The following is a 5,503-nucleotide window of genomic DNA, read 5'->3' as shown; positions in this document are numbered from 1 at the left end:
GCACTGTCCGTCGTCGGCCAGCTGAACCACGCCTTCCCGATGACCATCGTGGCGCGGAACGAGACCGCCCCGATCACCCTGGACTGGCTCGCGGGGAAGGTCGTGCTCGCGCCGGGTGCGGGCGGCAGCGCGCCCTACGAGTTCACGGCGGGGCTCGTCCGCGAAGCCGGTCTCGACGTCGCAGCGACCCGCTTCGTCCGCGACCTGTCGACCGCCATGCTCGTGGAGCTCTACCGAGGCGGCCTCGGCGACGCCATCATCCTCGACCTCGTGTCCGCCGAGGAACTCGTGGCGGCTGGCGGCGGGTCGATCGTCTTCCGGCACCTCGATGCCGGCGGGGTGATGCCGAACAGCGTCTACTACACCCGCACCGACCGTATCGAGGAACTCGGTGACCGCGTGCCACGGTTCATGGACGGCATCGCTGCGGCCATGCAGCGGATCACCGCTGGCGACGCCGACGCCGAGATCACCGCCGTGCTCGCAGCCCGCTGGCCGGACAAGGACCAGTCGCTGCTCCGACGAGCCGCCGACGAGATGGCGGCGGGCGGCGTGTGGGACTCCGCCGTCGTGGACCGTGATGCGTCCGACCGGTGGATGCGGATCCTGTTCGACGGCGGACTCACGACGCACGTCCCGTCGTCCTACGAACTCCTCGGTTCGCCGAGCGCCGTCGCCGTCTCGTGACGCTCGTCCTCGGGGCGTCCGACGTCGCTGCTGCGCTCGAGGACGTCGATGTGCTCGAAGCCGTCGAAGCCGTCCACGCCGACCTCGGAGCAGGCCGGATGCAGCAGCCGGCCCCGGTCGCCCTGACGGGTGCCGACGATGCACTCTTCCTGCCGATGGCGGTGCGGTCCGACCGGCTGGGTCTGGTGGCGGTGAAGCTCATGGCCGACATCCCGCACAACGCCTCCCGCGGTCTGCCGACCCAGCGGTCCAGCATCTTGGTGTCGTCTGCGATGACCGGCGAGTGCCTGGGCGTCCTCGACGGCAAGGACATCACCCGCGCGCGGACGGCGGCAGCCTCGGTCGTCGCCACGCAGCACCTCGCTCGATCGCACAGCACGACGCTGGGGTTCGTTGGCGCCGGGAACCTCGCCGTCGAGCACCTGCTTGCGTTCGCGAAGGTCCGGTACTTCGAACGGGTGCTCCTCTGGTCGCGTTCCGCGGCGACGACCGGTCGGTTCCTCGAGACCGTCGGTGACGACCTCGCACGACGGTGCACCGTGGTGGGTGGTCCCCGCCAGGTGGCCGAGGAGTGCGACGTCCTGTGCACGCTCACGCCGTCGGTACGCCCGGTCGTGGAGGGCGGTTGGCTGCACGCGGGCCAGCACGTGAACGCCGTCGGCGCCCGTCCGCGCCCCACCCACCGCGAGCTCGACGGCCCCGCGATGGCGCGTGGGACGGTGTTCGTCGACAGCCGGGCCACAGCCTGGTCGAAGTCGGGCGACCTGCTCGAGGCCGTCATCGAGGGCGCGGTCCCGCAGGACCTGCACCCGGCCGAACTCGGCGAGGTCATCGTCGGACGTGCTGCCGGCCGGGTCGACGACGACCAGGTCACGGTGTTCGACTCGGTCGGGCTCGGTGCGCAGGACCTGGCGGTCGCCGCCCTGGTGCTCGAAGTCGCTCGCGAACGAGGCCTCGGGACCACGGTGCCGACCTCGGGCCGCTGACGGGGACGGTCGTGTCGGGGTCGGCGCACCCAACTACGCTCTCGACATGACCATCCCCGCACCGGCGACGCACGTCGTCATCGGCGCCGGGGTCGTCGGTGCTGCGACCGCGTACGCCCTGACGGCCCGCGGCGAGCGCGTCCTGCTCGTCGAGCAGCACGCCCGCGGCCACCACCTCGGTTCCTCGCACGGTGCGACCCGGATCTTCCGGCAGGGCTACGCCGACCCGGAGTACGTCGCGCTGACCACCCGCGCACTGGCGCTGTGGGAAGGGCTCGAGGAGGCCGTCGGCGAGGAGCTCATCGTCCGCACGGGCGCGGTCGACCACGGGCGGCCCGAGGTCGTCGACGCGATCGCCGCCGCCCTGGCCGACGCGGACATCCCCCACGAGTCGCTGACGCCGGAGCAGGCGGCAGCACGTTGGCCCGGCATCGCGTTCGAGGGGCACGTGCTGACCCATGCGTCGGCGGGGCGGATCCGCTCCGCCCGGACGGTCGAGGCCTTCCTGACCCTGGCCGAACGGACCGGCCTCGCCGACCTGCGCTTCGACACCCGGGTCACCGGGCTCGACGACCACGGTGACGACGTCACCGTGACACTGTCCGACGGCACCGCGGTCCGCACCGCGTCCGTGGTGGCCGCGGTGGGGTCGTGGGCCCCCACGCTCGTCGGCGGGCTGCTTACCGGACGCGGGACGGGCCTCCCGGCCATCCGCGTCACCCAGGAGCAGCCCGCCCACTTCCCCAGCCACCTGCCGGACGAGGCCTGGCCGAGCTTCGTGCACTGGGCCGACGGCGACGACGTCTACGGGCTGCTGACGCCCGGCGAGGGCGTCAAGGTCGGGTTCCACGGCACCGGGCCCGTGGTCGACCCGGACGACCGCGACTTCACGCCCGTACCCGCCGAAGCCGAGCGGCTGCAGGCGTACGTCGCGCGGTACGTGCCGGGGGTCGACGCGACGAAGCCGACGTTCATCAGCTGCCTGTACGACAACTCCCCCGACGAGGACTTCGTCATCGACCGCATGGGGCCGCTCACCGTGGCGACGGGGTTGTCCGGGCACGGCTTCAAGTTCGCGCCGTTGCTGGGCGAGATGCTCGCGGACCTCGCGACGGGCGGCGCACCGCACCCGCGCTTCGCCCTGCCGGAGCCGGTGCCCGCGCCCTGACGCATCGGGGCGCGGTCGTTCGCGAGACGCCGTCGTGTTCGTTCGACGCACGCCGGCGTGTTCGTTCGACGCACGCCGGCGCGGTCGATGGACGCCGTCGTGTTCGTTCGACGCCGCCATGGCCTCGAGACGCCGCCGAATACGGAGGCGTCTCGCGGACAACGAGGCGTTCTGCGCACACACCGGCGTCTCACACACGCACAGACGCCGGCGTCTCACACACGCACACACCACACACACCGGCGTCTCACACACGCGCGCACGCCGGCGTCCCGCGACCGGCCACTACGGTGGAACCGTGCGCATCATCGTGGCTCCGGACTCGTTCAAGGGCACCGCGACGGCGGCGTCGATCGCTGCGGCGGTCCGCGACGGTTGGCTGGCCGAACGCCCTGACGACGACGTGGTGCTCGTCCCGATGGCCGACGGTGGCGAGGGCACCCTCGACGCCTTCGAGTCCGCCGTCCCCGGATCCGTCCGGGTCCCCGTCACCGTGACCGGGCCGGCCGGGGCCCCGGTCGACACCCACTGGCTGCGACTGCCCGACGGCCGTGCCGTGGTGGAGCTCGCGGCGACGAGCGGCCTGCCCCTGCTCGATGCACCGATGCCGGACACGGCGACGAGCCGTGGGTTCGGCGAGGCGATCGCCGCCGCGCTCGACGCCGGTGCGACGGGGCTCGTGCTCGGCATCGGCGGCAGCGCGTCCACCGACGGCGGGCGTCCGGTGCTCGAGGCGCTCGGCCTCGACGAAGAGCAGAGCGGCACCGGCACCGGCGGTCTCCGGCTGCTCCCGCCGCTCGGGGTCACCGTGCTCACCGACGTCATCTCTCCGCTGCTCGGCCCGACCGGTGCCGCCGCCGTCTTCGGCCCGCAGAAGGGCATCACGCCCGACCGTGTGGCGTCCTTCGACGACCGGCTCGCCATCTGGGCCGCGCGCTTCCCCGACGTCGACCCGAGCACCCCGGGCGCCGGAGCCGCGGGTGGGGTGGGGTTCGGCCTGCTGGTGTGGGGCGCCACGCTCGCGGGTGGGGCAGCGGCCGTCGCCGAGGTCCTCGGGCTGCCGGCACTGCTCGGGGGCAACGACATCGTGAACGGTACCGACGTGAACGCCGCCGACGTCGTGATCAGCGGCGAGGGACGCTTCGACGGACAGAGCGCCGTCGGCAAGGTTCCCTCGGTGGTCCGCGACCTGACCGCGGCGCACGCTCCCGGTGCCCGCTCGATGCTCGTCGCCGGCGCGATCGAGGCCCCGCTCGACGACTACGTGGCCGCCGCGTCGCTGACCGTGCTCGCGACGCAGACCACCGGCGAACCCGACGACGCCCTCGCCGACCCCCTGCGCTTCGCGACGATCGCCGGGCAGCGGCTGGCCCGGCTGGCCTGAGCGAGCAGAACGCCGGGCGCACCGCACACCGGCGCACCGCTGCGCCGCGCACCGCCGCGCCGCGCAGCCGCCGCGACGCGCCCGTCGGGCGGCACCAGGGGTGTCCTGGTTGTACCTCCCACACGGCCGCGGGGGCGCGCAGACTGGTTCCGGGCCGGAACCGGCCCGCAACGCACCACCCCCACGAGGAGATCATTGCGCACCGTCAACGCGTACGCGGCACCGTCAGCGACCGAGCCGCTCGTCAAGACCACCATCACCCGTCGTGACGTCGGCCCGGACGACGTCGCGATCGACATCGCCTACGCCGGCATCTGCCACTCGGACATCCACACCGTCCGCGGTGAGTGGGGCCCCATCCAGTACCCGCAGGTCGTCGGCCACGAGATCGTCGGCCACGTCACCGAGGTCGGCGCGAACGTCACCAAGCACAAGGTCGGCGACCGCGTCGGCGTCGGCTGCATGGTGAACTCGTGCGGCGAGTGCGAGAACTGCGTCGCCGGCCAGGAACAGTACTGCCTCAAGGGCAACATCGGCACCTACGCCAGCGTCGACCCCGCCGACGGCTCGATCACCCAGGGCGGCTACTCGCAGGCCGTCGTCGTGAACGAGGACTTCGTGCTCCGCGTCCCCGAGTCGCTCGACATCGAGAAGGTCGCGCCGCTGCTCTGTGCCGGCATCACCACCTACTCGCCGCTCCACCACTGGAAGGCCGGCCCCGGCACGAAGGTCGCCGTCGTCGGCATGGGCGGGCTCGGCCACATGGCCGTCAAGATCGCCGTCGCGCTCGGCGCCGAGGTCACCGTCCTGTCGCAGACCACCTCGAAGGAAGCCGACTCGCTCCGCTACGGCGCGAAGGCCCACTACGCGACGAAGGACCCGGAGACGTTCGAGAAGCTCGCGAACTCCTTCGAGCTCATCATCAACACCGTCTCGGCGAAGATCCCGATGGGTTCCTACCTCGGCCTGCTCAAGGTCGACGGCACCCTCGTCAACGTCGGTGCACCGTCCGAGCCGCTCGAGGTGCCGGCCTTCGCGCTCATCCCGCGTCGGCTCAGCTGGGCTGGTTCCGCCATCGGCGGCATCCAGGAGACCCAGGAGATGCTCGACTTCTGCGCCGAGCACGGGATCCTGCCGGAGACCGAGCTCATCAGCGCCGACCAGATCAACGAGGCCTACGAGCGCGTCCTGTCCTCGGACGTCCGCTACCGCTTCGTGATCGACGCGGCCACGCTGGCGTAGTCGTCACCACATGATGGACGGAAGGCCCGGTACCAG

The 5,503-nt window shown here is 72.3% G+C and carries 5 protein-coding genes; all 5 read left to right on the top strand.

The window, feature by feature from the left end; all coding sequences use genetic code 11:
• Positions 1-687, top strand: a 687-nt coding sequence (locus tag BIU95_RS09020) for a hypothetical protein (protein WP_071251491.1), incomplete at its 5' end; no start/stop codon positions are given.
• Complete coding sequence (locus BIU95_RS09015; protein ID WP_071251490.1) at positions 684-1,673, top strand: ornithine cyclodeaminase family protein; 990 nt, start codon at positions 684-686, stop codon at positions 1,671-1,673. The genes BIU95_RS09020 and BIU95_RS09015, both read left to right, overlap by 4 nt.
• Before the next feature lie 46 nt (positions 1,674-1,719).
• Positions 1,720-2,841 carry an FAD-dependent oxidoreductase gene (locus tag BIU95_RS09010; RefSeq protein WP_071251489.1) on the top strand — a complete coding sequence of 374 codons (1,122 nt, stop codon included), beginning with the start codon at positions 1,720-1,722 and terminating at the stop codon, positions 2,839-2,841.
• 298 nt (positions 2,842-3,139) lie between these two features.
• Positions 3,140-4,225, top strand: a complete 1,086-nt coding sequence (locus BIU95_RS09005; RefSeq protein ID WP_071251488.1) for a glycerate kinase — start codon at positions 3,140-3,142, stop codon at positions 4,223-4,225.
• A 195-nt stretch (positions 4,226-4,420) separates the two neighbouring features.
• On the top strand, positions 4,421-5,467 hold the full coding sequence (locus BIU95_RS09000) for an NAD(P)-dependent alcohol dehydrogenase (protein WP_017886442.1): 1,047 nt from the start codon (positions 4,421-4,423) through the stop codon (positions 5,465-5,467).
• Positions 5,468-5,503: the final 36 nt, after the last annotated feature.

The sequence above is a fragment of the Curtobacterium sp. MCBA15_007 genome, from assembly GCF_001864905.1.
In the GTDB taxonomy this organism is placed as follows: domain Bacteria; phylum Actinomycetota; class Actinomycetes; order Actinomycetales; family Microbacteriaceae; genus Curtobacterium; species Curtobacterium poinsettiae.
The sequence above is the reverse complement of the archived record's forward strand: the minus strand, read 5'-3'. Positions and strand labels throughout refer to the sequence as shown.

Bases quoted from the DNA above. Each gene is read 5' to 3' on its own strand.
- BIU95_RS09010 (WP_071251489.1), top strand. From the start codon at position 1,720: ATGACCATCCCCGCACCGGCGACGCACGTCGTCATCGGCGCCGGGGTC.